The 21,679-nt window shown below is 56.4% G+C and carries 14 protein-coding genes; 5 read left to right on the forward strand and 9 right to left on the reverse strand.

The features are described from left to right. The first annotated feature begins 12 nt into the window (after positions 1-12). The 4 genes from carB to ACMGGP_RS01865 all read left to right on the forward strand — a co-directional run bounded on the left by carB (position 13) and on the right by ACMGGP_RS01865 (position 7,630). On the forward strand, positions 13-3,240 hold the full coding sequence (carB, locus tag ACMGGP_RS01850) for a carbamoyl-phosphate synthase large subunit (RefSeq protein WP_010253739.1): 3,228 nt from the start codon (positions 13-15) through the stop codon (positions 3,238-3,240). A gap of 560 nt (positions 3,241-3,800) precedes the next feature. Next, complete coding sequence (locus ACMGGP_RS01855; protein WP_033767894.1) at positions 3,801-4,940, forward strand: porin; 1,140 nt, start codon at positions 3,801-3,803, stop codon at positions 4,938-4,940. Positions 4,941-5,174: 234 nt separating this feature from the next. Beyond that, on the forward strand, positions 5,175-5,657 hold the full coding sequence (gene folA / locus ACMGGP_RS01860) for a type 3 dihydrofolate reductase (RefSeq protein ID WP_010253752.1): 483 nt from the start codon (positions 5,175-5,177) through the stop codon (positions 5,655-5,657). 89 nt (positions 5,658-5,746) lie between these two features. After that, positions 5,747-7,630, forward strand: coding sequence for a PhoX family protein (locus ACMGGP_RS01865; RefSeq protein WP_498798090.1), 1,884 nt, complete (start codon positions 5,747-5,749; stop codon positions 7,628-7,630). Positions 7,631-7,663: 33 nt separating this feature from the next. Here ACMGGP_RS01865 and apaH read toward each other — a convergent pair whose 3' ends face one another. Genes apaH through lptD form a run of 6 tightly spaced genes read right to left on the reverse strand, consistent with a single transcriptional unit; the run spans position 7,664 to position 14,477 of the window. Then, positions 7,664-8,521 (reverse strand): bis(5'-nucleosyl)-tetraphosphatase (symmetrical) ApaH, encoded by an 858-nt coding sequence (apaH, locus tag ACMGGP_RS01870; RefSeq protein WP_010253765.1) that lies wholly within the window; start codon positions 8,519-8,521, stop codon positions 7,664-7,666. A gap of 53 nt (positions 8,522-8,574) precedes the next feature. Beyond that, positions 8,575-8,952 (reverse strand): Co2+/Mg2+ efflux facilitator ApaG/CorD, encoded by a 378-nt coding sequence (apaG, locus tag ACMGGP_RS01875; protein WP_003854807.1) that lies wholly within the window; start codon positions 8,950-8,952, stop codon positions 8,575-8,577. 3 nt (positions 8,953-8,955) lie between these two features. Further along, positions 8,956-9,777, reverse strand: a complete 822-nt coding sequence (gene rsmA, locus ACMGGP_RS01880) for a 16S rRNA (adenine(1518)-N(6)/adenine(1519)-N(6))-dimethyltransferase RsmA (RefSeq protein WP_003854805.1) — start codon at positions 9,775-9,777, stop codon at positions 8,956-8,958. Next, on the reverse strand, positions 9,770-10,762 hold the full coding sequence (gene pdxA / locus ACMGGP_RS01885; protein WP_498798091.1) for a 4-hydroxythreonine-4-phosphate dehydrogenase PdxA: 993 nt from the start codon (positions 10,760-10,762) through the stop codon (positions 9,770-9,772). Before pdxA ends, rsmA begins: the two co-directional genes overlap by 8 nt. Continuing rightward, positions 10,752-12,047, reverse strand: coding sequence for a peptidylprolyl isomerase SurA (gene surA, locus ACMGGP_RS01890; protein WP_010253800.1), 1,296 nt, complete (start codon positions 12,045-12,047; stop codon positions 10,752-10,754). The genes pdxA and surA overlap by 11 nt, the downstream gene beginning before the upstream one ends. Positions 12,048-12,101: 54 nt before the next feature. Continuing rightward, positions 12,102-14,477: an LPS assembly protein LptD gene (gene lptD / locus ACMGGP_RS01895; protein WP_010671814.1), complete on the reverse strand. Its 2,376-nt coding sequence runs from the start codon at positions 14,475-14,477 to the stop codon at positions 12,102-12,104. Positions 14,478-14,659: 182 nt separating this feature from the next. Here lptD and djlA point away from each other — a divergent pair, with 182 nt between their 5' ends. Further along, on the forward strand, positions 14,660-15,469 hold the full coding sequence (gene djlA, locus ACMGGP_RS01900; RefSeq protein ID WP_010253811.1) for a co-chaperone DjlA: 810 nt from the start codon (positions 14,660-14,662) through the stop codon (positions 15,467-15,469). Between the two features lie 67 nt (positions 15,470-15,536). Here djlA and rluA read toward each other — a convergent pair whose 3' ends face one another. The 3 genes from rluA to polB form a co-directional block, all read right to left on the reverse strand. Further along, positions 15,537-16,190 carry a bifunctional tRNA pseudouridine(32) synthase/23S rRNA pseudouridine(746) synthase RluA gene (gene rluA / locus ACMGGP_RS01905; RefSeq protein WP_010253813.1) on the reverse strand — a complete coding sequence of 218 codons (654 nt, stop codon included), beginning with the start codon at positions 16,188-16,190 and terminating at the stop codon, positions 15,537-15,539. A 39-nt stretch (positions 16,191-16,229) separates the two neighbouring features. After that, the gene (rapA, locus tag ACMGGP_RS01910; protein WP_010253817.1) at positions 16,230-19,136 is read right to left on the reverse strand and encodes an RNA polymerase-associated protein RapA; all 2,907 of its coding nucleotides are present in this window, start codon (positions 19,134-19,136) and stop codon (positions 16,230-16,232) included. A 152-nt stretch (positions 19,137-19,288) separates the two neighbouring features. Next, on the reverse strand, positions 19,289-21,643 hold the full coding sequence (gene polB / locus ACMGGP_RS01915; RefSeq protein WP_033756537.1) for a DNA polymerase II: 2,355 nt from the start codon (positions 21,641-21,643) through the stop codon (positions 19,289-19,291). Positions 21,644-21,679: the final 36 nt, after the last annotated feature.

Genomic DNA, 21,679 nt, shown 5'->3' on the forward strand with positions numbered 1-21,679 from the left:
AGGAGCTAATTCATGCCAAAACGTACAGACCTAAAATCCATCCTGATTCTTGGTGCCGGTCCGATTGTGATCGGCCAGGCCTGCGAATTTGACTATTCCGGTGCGCAGGCGTGTAAAGCGCTGCGTGAAGAGGGTTACCGCGTCATTCTGGTGAACTCCAACCCGGCGACGATCATGACCGACCCGGAAATGGCTGATGCGACTTACATTGAGCCGATTCACTGGGAAGTGGTGCGCAAAATCATCGAAAAAGAGCGCCCGGACGCGGTACTGCCGACCATGGGCGGTCAGACAGCGCTGAACTGTGCGCTGGAGCTGGAACGTCATGGCGTGCTGGAAGAGTTTGGCGTCACCATGATCGGCGCAACGGCTGATGCGATCGACAAAGCAGAAGATCGTCGTCGTTTCGACGTGGCGATGAAAAGCATCGGTCTGGATACCGCGCGCTCCGGCATTGCGCACACCATGGAAGAAGCGCTGGCCGTGGCTGAAGATGTCGGTTTCCCCTGCATTATCCGTCCCTCATTTACTATGGGCGGAACCGGTGGCGGCATCGCCTACAACCGCGAAGAGTTTGAAGAGATTTGCGAACGCGGTCTCGACCTTTCACCGACCAATGAGCTGCTGATTGATGAGTCGCTGATTGGCTGGAAAGAGTATGAGATGGAAGTGGTGCGCGATAAAAACGACAACTGCATCATCGTCTGCTCAATTGAAAACTTCGATGCGATGGGGATCCACACCGGTGACTCCATCACGGTGGCACCTGCCCAGACGCTGACCGACAAAGAGTATCAGATCATGCGTAACGCCTCGCTGGCGGTACTGCGTGAGATCGGTGTTGAAACCGGTGGCTCCAACGTGCAGTTCTCGGTTAACCCGAAAGATGGCCGACTGATTGTCATTGAGATGAACCCGCGCGTGTCACGCTCCTCGGCGCTGGCCTCCAAAGCGACCGGTTTCCCGATTGCTAAAGTGGCGGCCAAACTGGCGGTCGGCTATACCCTCGACGAGCTGATGAATGATATCACCGGCGGTTTAACGCCAGCCTCGTTCGAGCCTTCCATCGACTACGTTGTCACCAAGATCCCGCGTTTCAACTTCGAAAAATTTGCCGGTGCCAACGATCGCCTGACCACGCAGATGAAGTCGGTCGGGGAAGTGATGGCAATTGGTCGTACTTTCCAGGAATCCATGCAGAAAGCGCTGCGCGGCCTGGAAGTAGGCGCTAACGGCTTCGACCCGAAAGTCCACCTCGACGACCCGGAAGCATTAACCCGCATCCGCCGTGAGCTGAAAGATGCCGGTTCAGACCGCATCTGGTACATCGCAGACGCTTTCCGTGCCGGCATGTCAGTGGATGGCGTGTTTAACCTGACCAATATTGACCGCTGGTTCCTGGTGCAGATCGAAGAACTGGTGCGGCTGGAAGAGCAGGTTGCCCGTGAAGGGGTTAATAGCCTGGATGAGACGTTCCTGCGCGCCCTGAAGCGTAAAGGCTTTGCTGATGCACGGCTGGCAACACTGGCGGGCGTGGCAGAGAGCGAAATCCGCAAGCTGCGTCAGCAGTTTAACCTGCACCCGGTTTACAAGCGCGTGGATACCTGCGCCGCAGAGTTCGCGACAGACACCGCCTACATGTACTCCACCTATGAGGAGGAGTGCGAAGCCAATCCAAGTCCGGATCGCGAAAAAATCATGATTCTGGGCGGTGGGCCAAACCGTATCGGTCAGGGTATCGAATTCGACTATTGCTGCGTTCACGCCGCCCTCGCGCTGCGTGAAGATGGTTATCAGACCATTATGGTCAACTGTAACCCGGAAACAGTCTCGACCGATTACGACACCTCTGATCGCCTCTACTTCGAGCCGGTCACGCTGGAAGATGTGCTGGAGATTGTGCGCATTGAGCAGCCAAAAGGTGTGATTGTGCAGTATGGCGGTCAGACTCCGCTGAAACTGGCGCGTGCCCTGGAAGCCGCAGGCGTACCGGTTATCGGCACCAGCCCGGATTCCATCGACCGTGCTGAAGACCGTGAACGTTTCCAGCAGGCGGTTGATCGACTGAACCTGAAGCAACCCGCCAACGCCACGGTGGCCACACTGGAGCAGGCGGTTGAGAAAGCCGCGGGCCTGGGTTATCCGCTGGTGGTGCGTCCTTCTTATGTGCTGGGTGGCCGTGCCATGGAGATCGTCTACGACGAGATCGACCTCAAGCGCTACTTCCAGACGGCGGTCTCGGTTTCCAACGATGCACCGGTGCTGCTGGATCGCTTCCTGGATGATGCGGTCGAAGTGGATGTTGATGCGATTTGCGACGGTGAGCGGGTGTTGATTGGCGGCATCATGGAACACATCGAGCAGGCTGGCGTTCACTCCGGTGACTCCGCCTGTTCACTGCCGGCCTACACCCTGAGTCAGGAGATTCAGAATGTGATGCGCCAGCAGGTTGAGAAGCTGGCGTTTGAGCTGAACGTTCGTGGCCTGATGAACGTCCAGTTCGCGGTGAAAGACAACGAAGTCTACCTGATCGAAGTTAATCCTCGCGCGGCGCGTACCGTGCCGTTCGTCTCTAAAGCGACCGGTGTCCCGCTGGCGAAAGTTGCCGCGCGCGTGATGGCAGGCAAAACGCTGGCAGAGCAGGGCGTCACTGAAGAGGTGATTCCGCCTTACTACTCTGTCAAAGAAGTGGTGCTGCCGTTTAACAAGTTCCAGGGCGTTGACCCGATTCTGGGGCCAGAAATGCGCTCTACCGGTGAAGTCATGGGCGTGGGCCGCACCTTCGCTGAGGCGTTTTCTAAAGCGATGCTGGGCGCACAGAGCAACATGAAGAAGTCGGGCCGTGCGCTGCTGTCGGTGCGTGAAGGCGACAAGAAACGTATTGTCGACCTGGCCGCTAAGCTGCAGAAGTTTGGTTTCGAACTGGATGCGACTCACGGCACGGCGGTTGTGCTGGGCGAAGCGGGCATCAATCCGCGCCTGGTGAACAAGGTGCACGAAGGGCGTCCGCACATTCAGGACCGTCTGAAGAACGGCGAGTATAGCTACATCGTTAATACCACGGCGGGTCGTCAGGCGATTGAAGATTCGAAACTGATTCGCCGCAGTGCTCTGCAGTATAAAGTGCACTACGACACCACGCTGAACGGCGGCTTCGCCACCGCGATGGCGCTGAATGCTGACCCGACGGAACAGGTTATCTCCGTTCAGGAGATGCATGCCCAGATCAAGGCGATGTAAGGCGATGTAATGTGAAAAACGGCTCCTGCGGGAGCCGTTTTTTTTGACCAAAATCTGGCCCGGTCAGCTGTGAGATCGAGCCTGCGAAGGGAACACGGTCAGATCGGAAAGTCGCTTAAGCCAATCCCTGGCCGCTCGGCCCGCGCGATTACGCACCTCATCCCTGAGGTGCGCCCGTAGCCGGGCCAACGCTTTGCGTTGTTCAAAAACGCTCCTGACGTTTTTGTCCATGGCGCGGGACGCTTTCCTCTTCTGCCCGTGTTCCCTGCGCGTTGAGCCTATGCATTGTGGAAAAAAACCCTGAATTGAATTTGTCAGCTGTCTGAACGGCTCCTGCGGGAGCCGTTTTTTTGACCATCTTATTGGCGATAATCCGAAAAAAGGGTCCAGAAAAAGCAAAGAGTTTGCGTTAAAGTGACTGATTTGGCTTAATTTTTTAGCTATAGGTGCGAATAAGGCCGGTTCGCACAAATTTATAATATAAACACTTCCTGTGCGGATTTTTCGTCAGTACTATGCCTGCCGCTCATCACTGGAGCGTATCAGGACATAAATAAAAAATGAAAATGCGTACTTTTTCTCTGAGTGCAGTGGCTGCACTGATGGCAATTCTTCCTTTCGCCAGCCAGGCGGAAATTACCCTGTTAAAACAGGATCCGCAGGCAGGCGATCCGCTTAGCCGTCTTAACTTTACTTTTGGCGGCAGCATTCGTGCTCAGTTCAATCATCAGACCGGCGTGGATGATAAATCCTACAAGCGCGACGGTTTTGATGGCGGCACCCGTTTCCGTTTCGGCGCTGACTACTACCTGTTTGATGACGTCAGCTGGATCAGCTACTACGAGCTGGGTGTTAACGTCCCGGCGGTCTTCAGCTGGGATCGTCACTATGCGGACGGTGCCAATAACACCACGCGTCGTCAGCTCTACACCGGTCTGAAAAGCAAAACCTGGGGTCAGCTTACCTTTGGTCAGCAGAACAGCGTCTATTACGATACCGTGGGCGCCAAGACCGATATCTGGGATTACGACATGGTCGGCCAGGCTCCGGGTAACGGGATCAATGGCGACTACGACGGATCTTACCGCTCACGCAAACAGCTGAAGTATAAAAACAGCTTCGGCGATGCGGATCTTTACGCCTCTTATCTGTTCGAAGATAACGAGTATCTGCCAGGCAACGGCCTGCGCTATAAGCGCAAAGGCGGCGGCTCGCTGGGTGTGGACTACCACATCACGGACGATCTGAGCTGGGGCACTGCGTGGAACTACACCCGCGCGGCGATGCGTAACCCGAACAACGGCGACAGCCGCGATTACGATCAGAACATTTACGGCACCGCGCTGAGCTGGACTCCAGGTAACTGGACGTTGTCAGCCGGCGGTGGCTGGTATGAGAACTTCATGACCACCAAACGCAAAGATGTGCATGACTACTTTGCCGGCGACGCGTGGGGCATTGAATATTTCGCCGGTTACAAGATTCCGGTGGGGCAGTATGGTCTGAAAGCGGTACAGCCGTATGTCATGGGCGATCGCATTGAGTATGCGACAGGCCGTAATTATCAGCGCATCGACAACGGTCTGGGTGTGGTGCTGTTCCTCGACTACGGTTTCCGTGTCGATTACGAACATGTGTTTACCTCCAGCACCGATAACCTGGGTGATATGAATCTGGTGCGTCTGCGCTACGACTTCTGATAACCCTGACGGCTCCTCCGGGAGCCGTTTTCTTTTGCGCACGACTTTTGTGCCAGCCTGAGGCCGATCGCTGGCGAGCTGCGGCAAACTGACGCGATTAGGCGGTGAAAAACGCTGCACAGGCCGTGAAAAACGACGTCATGAAAAGCTTTACGCAATTAGACCTTTCCCCCTATCGACGAAAGTTTCACCTTTACGTATCATGGCGCCAATTTTTTTCAGTGAGTGGTTAACATGATTAGTCTTATCGCGGCATTAGCAGCAGATCGCATTATTGGAATGGAGAACGCCATGCCGTGGGACCTGCCTGCAGATCTGGCTTGGTTCAAGCGCCATACGCTGAAGAAACCGGTGATTATGGGCCGACTGACCTTTGAATCTATTGGCCGTCCGTTACCTGGCCGACTGAATATCGTGGTCAGCAGCCAGCCGGGCACCACCGAAGGCGTTACCTGGGTCACTTCGCTGGATGAGGCGTTACAGGCAGCCGGTGACGCTGAAGAGATCATGGTGATTGGCGGTGGCCGCGTCTATGAGCAGATGCTGAAGCGTGCCGATCGTCTCTATCTGACGCACATTGATGCGGAAGTCGAAGGTGATACGCAGTTTCCGGATTACGAGCCGGATGAGTGGCAGTCAACGTTCAGCGAATTCCACGACGCTGACGAGCAAAATTCCCACAGCTACTGCTTTGAGATCCTTGACCGTCGTCGCTAATCCCCCCCTGCCGGGCTGTAACCTGGCTGTCATCTTTATTCATTAGCATTGCTTCTTTTCTGGGATCGACACAAAGGAAGCAATCACTAATGAAAATCGAACTCTCCGCATTAAGCACTGACCGCCTGCCCGATCCACTGCGTCGTAAATTCCTTGCCGGTTCCGGTGCTATCGGCCTGACCGGCTTTCTCAGCGGCGGCCTGACGCTCTCGGGCAGTGCACTGGCGCAGGAGAAGCCTGCGGGCAGCCCACTGCTGGGCTTTCAGGCGATTGCCGCGTCCACGGCCGATGAGATTGTGGTAGCCCCTGGCTATCGCGCCGACGTGTTGATCTCCTGGGGTGATCCACTGGTGAATGGCGCAGCCGCGTTTGATCCGCAGGGCAACAACAGCGCCGAAGATCAGGAAAAGCAGTTCGGTGACAACAACGACGGTATGAGCTTCTTCGCGATTAATGACCAACGCGGCGTGATGGCGATTAACAATGAATATGTGAATGAGCCGACGCTGTTCGCCCACGGCGGCAGTAAAGCGACCAGCCTGGAAGATGTCAAAAAGTCGCAGGCGGCGCATGGTATCTCCATCGTTGAAATCAAACGGGGTGAGGACAATCGCTGGCAGGTGGTACGTCCTTCTGACTATAACCGCCGCATTACCGCCAATACCCCGATGCGCTTCTCCGGTCCGGCAGCGGGGGATAAAGCGCTGCAGACTGCCGCCGATCCGCAGGGAATGAATGTCCTGGGCACCTTTGGTAACTGCGCCAACGGCAAAACGCCGTGGGGCACCTATCTCACCTGTGAAGAGAACTACGACACCTACTTTGGCACCCATCAGGCGGACTTTACGCCGACCCCACAGCAGAAGCGCTATACCCTGAATGCCGCTGAGCCGGAGCGCAACTGGGCCGATTTTGATCCCCGCTTCGATATCGCTAAGAATCCCAACGAATTTAACCGCCACGGCTGGATTGTCGAAATCGATCCTTTCGATCCTCACTCCGTGCCGGTAAAGCGGACCGCGCTGGGCCGCTTCAAGCACGAGAATGCCGCCGTGACGGTCGCGAAAACCGGCCAGCTGGTGGTTTATATGGGCGACGATGAGCGCGGCGAATATATCTATAAATTTGTCTCAGATGACAAGGTCACTCCGGATGATGCTAAAGCCAATCACGGATTGCTTGATAAGGGCACGCTCTATGTGGCGCAGTTCAACGGCGATGCGCAGGGCACGCCGCTTAAAGGCACCGGGCGCTGGCTGGCGCTGAAGTGGGGCGAAAATGGACTCACCGCTGAAAAGGGATTCAATAGCCAGGCCGATGTTTTGATCAATGCGCGTGCGGCAGCAGATGTGGTCAACGCAACGCGAATGGACCGGCCGGAGTGGATTGCGGTTAACCCGCATGACGGCCGTGCCTACTGCACCCTGACCAACAACAACAAGCGCGGAAATGAAGGCATGCCGGTCAATGCAGCGAATCCGCGGCCAAAAAATATCTACGGTCAGATTATTCGCTGGGATGAGAAGGGCGATGCTACCGCGCAGACGTTTGAGTGGGATATCTATGCGCTGTGTGGCAACCCGATAGCACATCCTGAGGGGATCTATCGTGGCACACCGAACATCACCGCGGAGAATACCTTTAACAGTCCGGATGGGCTGGGGTTTGATGCGCAGGGGCGGTTATGGATCCTGACCGATGGCAAGTACAGCAACAAAGAGGATTATCAGGGGCAGGGGAATAATCAGATGCTGGTGGGTGATCCTGATAGTGGCGAAATCCGCCGGTTTATGGTCGGTCCAAAATCGTGCGAGCTGACCGGTATTACCTTCACGCCCGATTACAAAACGCTGTTCGTGAATGTGCAGCATCCCGGCGAAGAGGGTGACTCGCACTTCCCAGACAACAGTCCGCGTCCGCGGTCGTCGGTGATTATGATCACCCGTGAAGATGGCGGCATTATCGGCGCATAAAACAGGATGCTGGCCTGATGGCCAGCATCGCCGTTATAGCGTGGGCGGTGCCAGACTGTCGCTGGAGGCCAGTGCTTTTTCGCGATTAGAGGGCTGCACCACATAGCGTTGTGTCTCCCAGTGCAACAGGGTCAGCGTTCCGCCCCAGCAGCAGCCGGTATCCAGCCCGATAATGCCCTCTGGCGTGCCTTTGCCTTCCAGCGAGGCCCAGTGACCAAAGACGATGGTGTAGTCACGTGCGACCGGCCCCTCAATGTTAAACCAGGGTTTCAGCGGCGGAAGCGCCGATTCCGGGGCATCTTTGCAGATCATGTCCAGCTGGCCGTTAGGGAAGCAGTAGCGCATGCGGGTGAGGGCGTTGGTGCTGAAGCGCAGACGCGCCAGGCCGGTCAGATCTTCACTCCAGTTGTTCGGCATGTCGCCATACATGGCATCCAGGAACAGCGGATAACTGTCGCTGGCGAGAACCGCTTCGACTTCACGCGCGCACTTTTTCGCGGTCTCAATATCCCATTGCGGCGTGATACCGGCGTGTCCCATCACTAGCTTTTTCTCTTCATCAACCTGTAACAGCGGCTGACGACGCAGCCAGTTGATCAGCTCATCCGCATCATCCGCTTCCAGCAACGGGGTCAGGCGATCTTTAGGCTTGTTACGGCTGATGCCGGCGTAGACCGCCAGCAGATGCAAATCGTGATTGCCCAGCACCAGACGCACCGCGTCGCCCAGCGATTTTACGTAGCGTAATACTTCCAGTGAGCCAGGACCGCGCGCCACTAAGTCGCCGGTCAGCCAAAGGGTATCCTGCTCAGGATTGAAGTCGACCTGTTGCAGCAATGCACGTAATTCATCGTAGCAACCGTGAACGTCGCCAATCAGGTATGTGCTCATAACGTTTTATCCATCAGGAAGGTGCCCGACTTAACGGGCAAAAAGCGTGTGAATCAATGAATGTGGGTCTGAATGGCGAGGCGGAACACCGGGATCTCTACGTGAAAGGTGTCGCCCTGTTCGTCGACCATCACATAGTGCCCCTGCATGGTGCCCATCGGTGTTTCGATCACGGCACCGCTGGTGTACTGAAATTCATTGCCTGGCGCGATAAGCGGCTGTTCACCGACCACGCCTTCACCCTGAACTTCCGTTTCGCGGCCGTTACCGTTGGTAATCAACCAGTAGCGTCCCAGCAGTTGCACTGAGGAACGGCCCAGATTGCGTATCGTAATGGTATAGGCGAAGACGTAGCGATCATCATCCGGTGAGGATTGTGAGGCGACGTACTGGCTTTGCACATGGACGGAGACGCGGGCCGTTTCACTCATGACTTACTCCTGCGATTTTCCCTGATGATTCGCCAGCCAGTTCGCCAGCTGACAATATTGCGCCACCGAGACGTTCTCGGCACGCAGGGTTGGATCTATGGATAACTCTTCCAGCGCACCCGCGGCCACCATGTGGCTCAGGCTGTTGCGCAGCGTTTTACGACGCTGGCCGAACGCTTCAGTGGTAATACGGCTCAGGATACGCACATCGCTGACCGGATACGGCGGCTCGGCATACGGCACCAGACGCACCACGGCAGAGTCCACTTTCGGTGGTGGCGTGAAAGAGTGCGGAGGCACTTCCAGCACCGGAATGATCTGGCAGTAGTACTGCGCCATCACCGTCAGACGACCGTAGGTTTTGTTACCCGGACCGGCAACCAGACGATTAACCACCTCTTTCTGCAGCATGAAGTGCATATCTTTGATCGAACCAGTATAGCTGAAAAGGTGGAACATCAGCGGGGTCGAAATATTGTACGGCAGGTTACCAAATACCCGCAGCGGCTGGCCTCTCTCCTGCGCCAGTGCGGCGAAGTCGAAGGTCATGGCATCCTGCTGGAAGATAGTCAGTTTCGGGCCAAGGAACGGATGCGTTTCCAGACGCGCAGCGAGATCTCGGTCCAGCTCTATCACCGTTAATTTATCGAGGCGTTCGCCTACCGGCTCGGTTAAGGCACCCAGGCCTGGGCCGATCTCCACCAGCGCTTCGTCACGCTGAGGATGGATGGCGGAGACAATGCTGTCGATAATGTACTGATCGTTCAGGAAGTTCTGCCCGAAACGTTTACGGGCGTAGTGCCCCTGATGGACGCGATTATTCATTACTGCTCTTGATCATAGTGATGGCGAGGTTAAGCGCCGTGATGAAGCTGCCCGGTTCAGCCTGACCCAGGCCAGCGAGTTCAAGCGCGGTGCCGTGGTCAACTGAAGTCCGGATAAAGGGCAGGCCCAGGGTGATATTTACCGCCCGGCCAAACCCCTGAAATTTGAGTACCGGCAGGCCCTGGTCGTGATACATCGCCAGCACCGCATCGGCGTATTGCAGATATTTGGGCTGGAAAAGGGTATCCGCAGGCAGCGGGCCGGTCAGATTAATGCCCTGCTTACGCAGTTCATTGAGTGCCGGCGTGATGGTCTCGATCTCTTCCCGACCCATGTGACCGCTTTCGCCGGCATGAGGGTTAAGACCACAGACGTAAATATGCGGCTCGGCAATCGCAAACTTCTGCTGCAGATCACGATGCAGAATCGTAATCACTTCATGCAGACATTCACGGGTTACCGCAGCGGGCACATCTTTCAGCGGCAGATGGGTGGTGGCCAGTGCGACTCGTAGCTCTTCTGTCGCCAGCATCATGACCACCCGATGGCCGCCTGCACGATCGGCGAAGAATTCGGTATGGCCGGTAAAGGCGATGCCGGCATCGTTAATCACGCCTTTATGCACCGGGCCGGTAATCAGAGCAGCGAATTCACCGTCGAGACAACCGTCGCAGGCGCGCGTCAGCGTGGCCAGCACATAGTCGCTGTTGGCAACACAAAGCTCGCCGGGTGTGACCGGCGCTGCCGTTTCAATTGGCAGGATAGTCAGTGTACCCGCCTGCTGTTGCTCGGCTGCCACATCAGGCTGGTAGGGCCGCAGGGTCAGCGGCAGACCGAGTTGCGCCGCACGCTGCTGCAACAGGGCAGGCGAGGCGCAGACCACCAGTTCAACCGGCCACGACTGCTGGGCCAGCTGAACGGTAAGATCGGGACCAATCCCGGCAGGTTCGCCGGTCGTGATCACCACACGGGCATTACTGCGCATTGCCATCCAGAATCTTCACGTAGGCACTGGCACGTTGTTCCTGCATCCAGGTCTGCGCTTCTTCCGCGAACTTACGGTTAAACAGCATACGGTAAGCACGCTCTTTCTGGGCCGCATCGGTTTTATCCACCTGACGGGTATCCAGCAACTGAATCAGATGCCAGCCGAAAGAGGAGTGAACCGGCTGGCTGGTCTGGCCTTTCTGCAGGCGCAGCAGCGCGTCACGGAACGCCGGGTCAAAGACTTCCGGAGAGGTCCAGCCGAGGTCGCCGCCCTGGTTCGCCGAACCCGGATCGTCAGAGTACTGTTTAGCCGCCGCCGCAAAGGTGGTTTTGCCACTGCGGATATCGTTAGCAATCTGCTCCAGCTGTGCGCGTGCCTGATCGTCTGTCAGGATCGGCGATGGCTTCAGCAGAATGTGACGCGAATGGACTTCGGTGACCGAGACATTTTTGCTCTCGCCACGCAGGTCGTTCACTTTCAGGATGTGGAAGCCCACACCAGAGCGCACCGGCCCGACGATATCGCCTTTTTTGGCGCTTGAGAGTGCCTGAGCAAACAGGGTCGGTAACTCTTCGATTTTACCCCAGCCCATGTTGCCGCCTTTCAGCGCCTGGGAGTCGGCAGAGTAGGTCACGGCCATCTTGCCAAAGTCAGCGCCATTTTTCAGTTCGCCAACCAGCTGTTTCGCCAGCGTTTCCTGCTCATCAACCTGCTGTTGCGTCGGGTTTTCCGGCAGCGGCAGCAGAATATGACTGACGTTCAGTTCAGTACCCTGGCTGTTCTGAGAGCCGATCTGGGTAGCAAGCGTATCCACTTCCTGCGGCAGAATCGTGACACGACGACGCACTTCGTTGTTGCGCACTTCGGCGATAGTCATCTCTTTGCGGATCTGAGAACGATACACGCTGTAGTTCATGCCGTCATAAGCCAGACGGCTACGCAGCTGATCAAGGCTCATCTTGTTCTGCGCAGCGATGTTCTGAATAGCCTGGTCCAGCTGCTCGTCGCTGATCTGAATTCCCGCTTTATCACCCATCTGCAGGATGATGTTGTCCATGATCTGACGTTCCAGAATCTGATGGCGCAACGTTTTATCATCCGGCAACTGCTGACCAGCCTGCTGGGCCTGAGATTTAACGGTGCTCATCATGCCATCCACGTCACTCTCAAGAACCACGCCGTTATTGACCACGGCTGCAACTTTATCAACGACTTGTGGTGCTGCGAACGCGGTGTTGGCACTGATTGCCACACCAAGAATCAGCATTCTCCAGTTCTTCATACTTTATCCATTGTTGGTTCCGCACTGCGGGATTGCCTGTCAAACATCACAACATCAGAAAGCAGGCTGGTAAGGGATAATGCCCTGACGCAGCATATCGTTGGTGCCTAAGCCATAGTTCGGACTCAGACCACGCAGCTCAATGTTGAATGAGATTTGGTTGTCGTACTTACTGTCGTTGTTTTCCCAACCGTTAATTTTGCGTTCGTAACCGACCCGGATAGCGTAACAGCATGAGCTGTATTGCAGGCCAACCAGTTGTGAAGCCGGACGCGTGTTGCGGGTATCGTAGTAGTAAGCGCCTACCACAGACCATGCGTCGGCAATCGGCCAACTGGCCGTAGTACCTACCTGTGAAATCCCATTTTTGTAGATAGGATTCGTGACCAGGCTGCTATCGTTCAGCGCGGTCGCAACATACTCCGGGCTGCTGTAACGGTAGCTCAGCTGCACCATGCGGTCGGCATCACGACGGTATTCCAGTACGGTATTGCCCTGGGAGACGTTGTCGAGTTTGGTGTCATATTGCAGCCCACCACGGACGCCCCAGCGATCGCTGATTTTCCAGTATGTATCGCCAGCCCAGATCAGGCTGCCGGTATCATCTTCTTTACTGGTTTGATTCACACCAGTACGAGAAGGGGTAAACGAGTAGATTTGACCTACAGAAACGTTAAAACGTTCAACCAGATCGTTATCATAAATACGCGAGGTGACGCCGGTAGCCACTTCATTGGCGGAAGCGATGCGATCCAGGCCGCTATAAGTACGATCGCGGAACAGACCGGTGTAGTCGGTTTGCAGCAGCGTTGAGTCGTACGGATAGATATTGCTCTGATTACGATACGGGATATAAAGATACTGCACGCGCGGTTCCAGCGTCTGGGTATAACCCACCGCCGAGTTCATATCGCGGTCAAACACCAGACGACCATCAACTTTAAATTGCGGCAGGGTGCGGTTGACTGACTCATCCAGTTCGCCGCTCTTATCACCCCTGAGACCATTGGCTGCGTTGTTATAGAAATCAACGTCAGTCTGCTGATAGTGGGTCGCCAGGAACTTCGCTTCGGTATCCAGGCTGGCCCAGCCGTTTGACAGCGGCAGGTTCAGCGTTGGCTCAACATGTAAACGGGTCGCTTCGGGATAGCGGCTGCTGACATTGGTGAACTTCACCGCCTGGGCATAAACCCGGCCATCAAACGGGCCGATATCGTTCTGATAGAGATTGACGTCCAGCTGCGGCATGGCGCGGTAGACGTTATTGCTGGTGGTATCGCCGAACACCTGGAAATCTTTGGTGGAGAGCGTGGCATCCCAGTTGGTGTCCGCATAGCCGATGCTGAATTTCTGCGTGGCGTAGTTGTCGGTCGAGCTGTAGTACTTCGAGTCGAGATCGTTGAAGTAGTACTTATCGCTGACCTTGGTGTAGTCCGCGTTGAAACGCCAGTTCTGGTCATAGACACCGGCATGACGCCAGTAGAACAGCCAGCGATCGGAGCTGTCATTTTCGGCGATGCCACGCACCGCTTTGTCGTTATCGTACTGTTTGTCCGAGCCGAGGTAGTCGAATTCAACCAGACCCGCACCCAGCGTGGTCAGATAACGGAATTCGTTTTCAAACTGCATGCCGCGCTTACTCATGTAGTGCGGCGTGATGGTCGCATCGGCCTGCGGCGCGATGTTCCAGTAATAGGGCAGCGTGAACTCAAAGCCATTGTTGCTGCCATATTTTGCATTCGGGATCAGGAAACCGGAGCGGCGACGATCGCCAATCGGTAACTGCAGATAGGGGCTGTAGAACACCGGAACGGATCCGATCTTAAAGCGGGCGTTCCAGATCTCCGCCACTTCCTCTTCGCGATCCTGGATCACCTCTGAACCCACCACGCTCCAGCTGTTGGAGCCGGGCAGACAGGAGGTAAAGGTACCGTTTTCCAGAATGGTGTAGCGGTTATCGCCGCGCAGCTTCATCTGATCTGCGACGCCGCGTCCCTGACGATCTACCATCTGGTACTGACCATTCCAGACGTTGGTATCTTTGCTGTTGAGGTTTGACCAGGCTTTCGGACCTTTCAGGATGACCTGATTGTCATCGTAGTGCACATTACCCAGCGCATCGACGGTACGTACGGGCGCGGTCTGGCCTTCCTGCTGACGCTGATGAAGCTGGACTTCATCCGCCTGCATACGGCTGTTGCCCTGCTCAATATTCACATTACCGGTGAATACCGCATCGTTGGGATAGTTCCCTTTGGCGGCGTCGGAGTGAATGGTGACGGGCATCTGATTCGTATCGCCATTCACCAGCGGGCGGTTATAACTCGGCACGCCTAACATACACTGCGACATCAAATCGTCGGCAAAGGCTTGCTGGCTAATGGCTGCGCCGATCAGTGTGGCCAGCAGGGTAGGTATATGTTTTTTCATACGCGGTATCGAGAATTCCATGAAAACTGGCATCATGCCGACAATCGGGTCAGAGACTAACTTACTGCCCGGCGTTGCGCCAGTGTTAATCCTGGTCAGTCAGCGTTGCCGTTAGGCGCTGAGATAAATGACAGGTATGATAATGCAATTTTCAGCCGCAAGCATGGCGAATTGAGGAGTTTATGCGCTACTGGGGAAAAGTTGTGGGTCTGGCGGTGGGATTACTTTCCGGCGCAGGCTTTTGGGGTATTGTGATCGGTTTGATCATTGGCCATATGATTGACAAAGTACGCGGCGCGCAAGGCAAGGCTTACTTCTCAAATAATCAGACCCGACAGACGCTGTTTTTCAGCACCACCTTTCAGGTGATGGGCCATCTGACCAAGTCAAAAGGGCGCGTCACGGAAGCGGATATTCAGATTGCTTCCCTGTTAATGGAGCGGATGCAGCTGCACGGTGACTCTCGCACGGCTGCCCAGCGCGCGTTCCGCGAAGGCAAGCAGGCGGATTATCCGTTACGCAGCAAACTACGTGAACTGCGCAGCGCCTGTTTTGGCCGGTTTGATCTGATTCGGATGTTCCTGGAGATCCAGATTCAGGCCGCCTTTGCCGACGGTTCACTGCATCCCAATGAGCGCCAGGTGCTCTATGTGATTGCCGAAGAGCTGGGCATTTCACGCGGTCAGTTCGATCAGTTCCTGCGCATGATGGAAGGTGGCCAGCAGTTTGGCGGTGGTCAGCGCAGTTCAGGCGGTTTTCAGCAGGCGCAACGCGGGCCAACGCTGGAAGATGCCTGTAGCGTGCTGGGTGTGAAGAGCAGCGACGACGCCACCACCATCAAACGCGCCTACCGCAAACTCATGAGCGAACATCATCCTGACAAGCTGGTAGCGAAAGGGTTGCCGCCAGAGATGATGGAGATGGCGAAGCAGAAAGCCCAGGAAATCCAGGCGGCGTACGATCTGATTCGCAAAGAGAAAGGCTTTAAGTAAACACCATGTTCCGTGGCCGCTTCTGCAACAGAGGAGGCCACGGTGACTGACTGGCGAGCAGTAAACCTTAAAAATCGGCGGGCTGACGAAATGTCATGGCATTACCAAATGCCGGATGGGTAATGGTCAGTGACTCCGCATGCAGCAGTAAACGGGGCGCCATCGCTTTGGCCTCCGGATGCGCATAGAAGTTATCCCCCAGAATCGGATGGCCCAGTGCCAGCATATGCACCCGCAGCTGGTGTGAGCGGCCGGTAATCGGTTTCAGCGAAACACGCGCACTGTTATCCGCACGATATTCCAGCACCTGATATTCCGTCTGCGCGGCTTTGCCGGTCTCGAAGCAGACCATCTGCTTCGGACGATTTGGCCAGTCGCAAATCAGCGGCAGGTCAACCAATCCCTCTTCCTTCGCCGGATGACCCCAGATGCAGGCCACGTAAGTCTTGGAAGGCTCCCGCTCACGGAATTGTCGTTTCAGCTCGCGCTCAGCAGCCTTAGTCAGCGCCACGACCATTACGCCGCTGGTCGCCATATCCAGTCGGTGTACAGATTCAGCCTGCGGGAAATCACGCTGAACCCGCGTCATCACGCTATCTTTATGTTCGTCCAGCCGACCGGGTACCGAGAGCAGACCGCTGGGTTTGTTCACCACCATGATGTGCGCATCCTGATAAAGGATGTGCAGCCAGGGTTCACGCGGTGGATTGTAAGGTTCCATGGGGCTTTCCAAAAATAAGGGGCCATGCGGCCCCTGAGCTTACTGGTGTGTCACCACAATCAGGCGCAGCGCGTCGAGACGCCAGTTGGCCTGATCGAGACTTTCCAGCACCTGTTCACGGTTGCTTTCCAGCGCCTCGACTTCATCGTCACGGATGTTCGGGTTCACCGCTTTCAGCGCGTTGAGACGGGAGAGTTCTGCGCCCAGCTTCTCGTTCGCTTCGGCACGCGCTGCATCAATCACCGCACGCGCTTCGCTGACCACGCTCTCTTCGCCCTGAGTCAGAATCGCATGCACATCCTGCTGCACCGCATTCACCAGTTTACTGGCGGTATGACGGTTAACCGCATTCAGCTGACGGTTAAAACTTTCGAACTCCACTTTGTCCGCCAGGTTAGTGCCTTTGGTATCCATCAGCAGACGGATTGGCGTTGGCGGCAGGAACCGGGTCAGTTGCAGATGCTTCGGTGCCTGCGCTTCAACCACATAGATCAGCTCGACCAGCAGCGTCCCCACCGGCAGCGCCTTGTTCTTCAGCAGTGACAGTGCGCTGCTGCCGGTATCGCCCGACAGTATCAGATCCAGACCGTTGCGGATCAGCGGATGTTCCCAGGTAATGAACTGGGTATCTTCGCGCGACAGCGCCTGATCGCGGTTGAAGGTGATGGTGCAGCCATCTTCTGGCAGGCCAGGGAAATCGGGCACCAGCATGTGGTCGGAAGGGGTCAGCACAATCAGGTTATCGCTGCGATCTTCCTGATTGATACCAACGATATCAAACAGGTTGAGCGCGAAGTTCACCAGGCCGGTGTCGTTATCCTGCTCGCTGATGGCATTGGCCAGTAGCTGAGCCGATTCGCCGCCGTTGGAGTTCAGCTCCAGCAGGCGATCGCGACCCTGTTCCAGCTGCAGTTTCAGCGCGTCATGCTGTTTACGGCAGTCGGTGATAAACGCATCAAAACCTTCGCTGTTTTCCGGCGCGGCCAGATAGCCGATCAGTTGCGAATGGACGCTGTCATAGATTGTCCGGCCGGTCGGGCAGGTGTGTTCAAACGCGTCCAGCCCTTCGTGATACCAGCGCAGCAGCACCGCCTGTGCGGTCTGCTCCAGCCACGGTACCAGAATCTGAATGTCGTGTGCCTGACCGATACGATCCAGACGACCGATACGCTGCTCCAGCAGGTCCGGGTTAAACGGCAGGTCGAACATCACCAGACGGCTGGCAAACTGGAAGTTACGGCCTTCAGAACCGATCTCGGAGCACAACAGCACCTGCGCGCCATTCTCTTCTGAGGCGAACCAGGCGGCAGCACGGTCACGTTCAATGATCGACAGACCTTCGTGGAACACCGCTGCACGGATACCTTCGCGTTCACGCAGTACCTGCTCCAGTTGCAGCGCGGTGGCCGCTTTGGCGCAGATCACCAGCACTTTCTCTTTGCGGTTGGTGGTGAGATAGCCCATCAGCCATTCCACGCGCGGATCGAAGTTCCACCAGGTGCCGCTGTCGCCTTCAAATTCCTGATAAATCTGCTCCGGATAGAGCAGGTCACGCGCCCGCTCTTCTGCACTTTTGCGCGCGCCCATAATGCCGGAGACTTTAATCGCCGTCTGATACTGCGCAGGCAGCGGCAGGCGGATCTGGTGCAGTTCGCGTTTCGGGAAGCCTTTAACCCCGTTACGGGTGTTACGGAACAGCACGCGGCTGGTGCCGTGGCGGTCCATCAGCATGGAGATCAGCTCCTGACGCGCCTCCAGCTTGCCGTCACGGTCGCTGTTGGCGACCTGCAGCAGTGGCTCAATATCCTGCTCGCCGACCAGATCGTTGATCCGGTTCATCTCCTCCTGGGAGATCGCTTTATCGGCCAGCAGCGCCGTGACGGCATCGGCAATCGGACGGAAATGCTGCTGCTCTTCAACAAAGGCGGCAAAGTCATGGAAACGATTAGGGTCGAGCAGGCGCAGACGGGCGAAGTGACTCTCCATGCCCAGCTGCTCAGGTGTTGCAGTCAGCAACAGAACCCCGGCGGTTTTCTCAGCCAGCTGTTCGATAACCTGATATTCACGGCTGGGCTCGCCTTCTGACCAGGCCAGATGGTGCGCTTCATCGACCACCAGCAGATCCCATTCGGCATCGGCCAGCATCTCAAGACGCTGCTTGTTACGGCGCACGAAGTCCAGTGAGCAGATAATCAGCTGCTCTGTTTCAAACGGGTTATCGCTGTCGTGCTGCGCTTCGGTATAGCGGTCGTCATCAAACAGCGCAAAGCGCAGGTTGAAGCGGCGCAGCATCTCGACCAGCCACTGGTGCTGTAAAGTTTCAGGCACCACGATCAGGACGCGGTCGGCGCGGCCAGCCAGCAGCTGCTGCTGGATGATCATCCCGGCTTCAATAGTTTTACCCAGGCCAACTTCATCGGCCAGCAGGACGCGCGGCGCATGGCGGCGGCCGACATCGTGGGCGATATGCAGCTGGTGAGGGATCAGATTGGTGCGCATGCCGCGTAATCCGCTGATTGGCAGGCGATATTGCTCACTCTGGTATTTACGGGCGCGGAAGCGCAGGGCAAAACGATCCATCCGGTCGAGCTGGCCGGCAAACAGGCGATCCTGCGGCTTACTGAACACCAGCTTGCTGTCGAGCATGACTTCGCGCAGCATCACTTCGCTCTCTTCGGTATCCAGACGGGTACCGATATAGGTCATCAGGTCATTTTCGTTGCGTACTTCATCGACGCGCATCTGCCAGCCTTCGTGGCTGGTGATGGTATCACCCGGATTAAAGATGACGCGGGTAACCGGCGAATCGTTGCGGGCGTAGAGGCGGTTTTCCCCCGTGGCCGGAAACAGCAGGGTGATCATGCGGGTATCGATCGCCACCACGGTGCCCAGTCCCAGTTCACTTTCCGTATCACTAATCCAGCGCTGACCTAATGTAAAAACCATATATTTTTTGCTCGAATTTTAACGTTTTTAGAGGTGTTCCCAAAGCTCAGGCAATAGCGTTACCGCCAGACAACAAGGCCTGGAGCGTACTTAAGAGCGGTGAGTTTCAGGAAGGGCGCTATGGTACTGGATGGCAGGACGTTCGTCACCTGTCAAAAAAGCCCCAGCTGTCCGGTAATAAGTGTAGCAAAGTCCCCTTCGACAAAAGGCAGAATCCCCTCTGCGACCGGCTGAAGTTGCTTCGTCACGTAGTGGTCATAGTCCAGCGGCGTGCTGCGCGCCTCCAGTGGCTCGGGGCCTGCGGTGGCGATGACATAACGGATCCGGCCACCATTCTGGTACTGCAAGGGCCGGTTTAATTTACGATTGTGCTCATCGGCCAGCCTGGCGGCGCGCACGTGCGGGGGCACGTTTCGTTCATATTCTTTCAGCGGACGCCGCAGCCGCTTTTTGTAGATCAGCTGATCGTCGAGTTCACCCGCCAGCAGCTGCGCCACGGTTGTACGGATATAATCCTGCCACGGCTGACGGTGGAAGATACGGTGGTAGAGCTGCTGCTGGAACGCTTTTGCCAGCGGCGTCCAGTCTGTTCGCACCGACTCCAGCCCCTTAAAGACCATGCGCTCACCGGCGGCGTCACGAATCAGTCCGGCGTAGCGTTTCTTGCTGCCCTGTTCCGCGCCGCGAATGGTGGGCATCAGAAAACGGCAGAAGTGATTTTCATACTCCAGTTCCAGTGTGCTGGTCAGCCCCTGCGTCTGCTGCAGATGGTCGCGCCACCAGGCGTTCACTTTCTGCACCAGCTGCTGACCAATCGCGGCGGCATCTTCTTCACTGTGCGCCGACTTCAGCCAGACAAAGGTGGAGTCGGTGTCGCCATAGATGACGTCGTAGCCTTCCGCCTCAATCAGCGTGCGGGTCTGCTGCATGATGGCGTGACCGCGCAGCGTAATAGAGGAGGCGAGCCGCGGATCAAAGAAGCGGCAGGCGCTGGTGCCGAGCACGCCATAAAAGGCGTTCATGATGATTTTCAGCGCCTGGGACAGCGGCTGATTATTCTGCTTTTTCGCCGCTTCGCGACCCAGCCAGATCTGTTCAACTATCGCAGGCAGGCAGTGGGTATGCCGTGAAAAACGCGCTTCACGGAAACCCTCAATCGAATCGGCATCATCAGGATGGGCCAGCCCTTCCACCAGACCCACCGGGTCAATCAGGAAGGTGCGGATAATCGACGGGTAGAGGCTTTTGTAATCCAGTACCAGCACTGAGTCATACAGGCCGGGGCGCGAATCCATCACATAACCGCCAGGACTGGCTTCCGGGGCCACATCACCCATGTTCGGGGCGACAAACCCGGCGCGATGCATCCGCGGAATATAGAGATGACCAAAGGCCGCTACCGAACCGCCGTGGCGATCCACCGCCAGTCCATTGACCGCCGCGCGTTCCAGCAGAAACGGCATAATCGCCGTTTTGTGAAAAATGCGCGTCACCAGCTCGCAGTCTTTCAGGTTGTAGCGCGCCAGCGCCGGTTTATCGTTGGCAAAGCGCCAGTTGATCTCCTCCATGCGCTGCCAGGGATTATCAATCGCTTTTCCTTCTCCCAGCAGTTGCTGCGACACCGACTCCAGGCTGAATGAGGGAAAATCCCAGAACGCCGATTTCAGCGCGTCAATACCATCGATAATCAACCGGCCACTGGCCTGAGCGAAAAATACGCCGGGTTTGAAGCCATGTTCACGCCACTCCAGCGCGGCCTGCTGGCGTCCCAGGCGCAGCGGAATGCCGTAACGATCGGCATGCTTTTGTAATACCCGCAGGTCAAACTGCACGACGTTCCAGCCAATTAAGACATCCGGATCATGCTCTGCAAACCACTGGTTCAGCGCTTCAAGTAACTGCGGCCGGCTGTCGAGATAGATCAGCTCGAAATCCAGCGTGCTGGCATCACCGTTGGCCGGGCCGAGCATAAAGACCTGGCGCTGACCGCATCCCTCCAGCCCGATGCAGTAAAGCTCGCCATGCTGTGTGGTTTCAATGTCCAGCGAGACCCATTTCAGCGGCGGGCGATAGTCGGGATGGGGTTTGAGCCGTGCATTGACCACGCTGTCACCGCGCTGCTCGCCGTCAAACCAGACCGGCGCGGTAATAAAACGCTCCATCAGGTAGCGCTCCGGCGGACGGATATCGGCTTCATAGACCGGAATCCCCTCTTCGCGCAGCCGTTTTTCAATGCGCTGTAGCTGGCGGTTCTGCTGGCAGTAGAGGCCGAAAACCGGGCGACGCCGAAAATCTTTCAGCGCCAGCGACTGAATCCGAAACTGACGTTCATCTTTCAGTAATTCGCTGACCTGCGCCTGAAATTCCTCAGGAATAAACGCGACGGACTCCTGCACCGGCAGCACCACGCGCTGCGCGCCCGCATCGGTCGCGAGCCAGAGGATAATTTCGGTGCCATGCGGGCTGTCGCGCCAGTGGCGGGTGAGCAGAAAACCTGCGCGGGGCATATTCAGATGTTCTCCGGACTCAGCATTTCAGGATGA

The organism is Curtobacterium sp. BNK-1, from assembly GCF_048685235.1.
In the GTDB taxonomy this organism is placed as follows: domain Bacteria; phylum Pseudomonadota; class Gammaproteobacteria; order Enterobacterales; family Enterobacteriaceae; genus Pantoea; species Pantoea agglomerans.

Bases quoted from the DNA above. Each gene is read 5' to 3' on its own strand.
- carB (WP_010253739.1), top strand. From the start codon at position 13: ATGCCAAAACGTACAGACCTAAAATCCATCCTGATTCTTGGTGCCGGT.
- ACMGGP_RS01855 (WP_033767894.1), top strand. From the start codon at position 3,801: ATGAAAATGCGTACTTTTTCTCTGAGTGCAGTGGCTGCACTGATGGCA.
- folA (WP_010253752.1), top strand. From the start codon at position 5,175: ATGATTAGTCTTATCGCGGCATTAGCAGCAGATCGCATTATTGGAATG.
- ACMGGP_RS01865 (WP_498798090.1), top strand. From the start codon at position 5,747: ATGAAAATCGAACTCTCCGCATTAAGCACTGACCGCCTGCCCGATCCA.
- apaH (WP_010253765.1), bottom strand. From the start codon at position 8,521: ATGAGCACATACCTGATTGGCGACGTTCACGGTTGCTACGATGAATTA.
- apaG (WP_003854807.1), bottom strand. From the start codon at position 8,952: ATGAGTGAAACGGCCCGCGTCTCCGTCCATGTGCAAAGCCAGTACGTC.
- rsmA (WP_003854805.1), bottom strand. From the start codon at position 9,777: ATGAATAATCGCGTCCATCAGGGGCACTACGCCCGTAAACGTTTCGGG.
- pdxA (WP_498798091.1), bottom strand. From the start codon at position 10,762: ATGCGCAGTAATGCCCGTGTGGTGATCACGACCGGCGAACCTGCCGGG.
- surA (WP_010253800.1), bottom strand. From the start codon at position 12,047: ATGAAGAACTGGAGAATGCTGATTCTTGGTGTGGCAATCAGTGCCAAC.
- lptD (WP_010671814.1), bottom strand. From the start codon at position 14,477: ATGAAAAAACATATACCTACCCTGCTGGCCACACTGATCGGCGCAGCC.
- djlA (WP_010253811.1), top strand. From the start codon at position 14,660: ATGCGCTACTGGGGAAAAGTTGTGGGTCTGGCGGTGGGATTACTTTCC.
- rluA (WP_010253813.1), bottom strand. From the start codon at position 16,190: ATGGAACCTTACAATCCACCGCGTGAACCCTGGCTGCACATCCTTTAT.
- rapA (WP_010253817.1), bottom strand. From the start codon at position 19,136: ATGGTTTTTACATTAGGTCAGCGCTGGATTAGTGATACGGAAAGTGAA.
- polB (WP_033756537.1), bottom strand. From the start codon at position 21,643: ATGCCCCGCGCAGGTTTTCTGCTCACCCGCCACTGGCGCGACAGCCCG.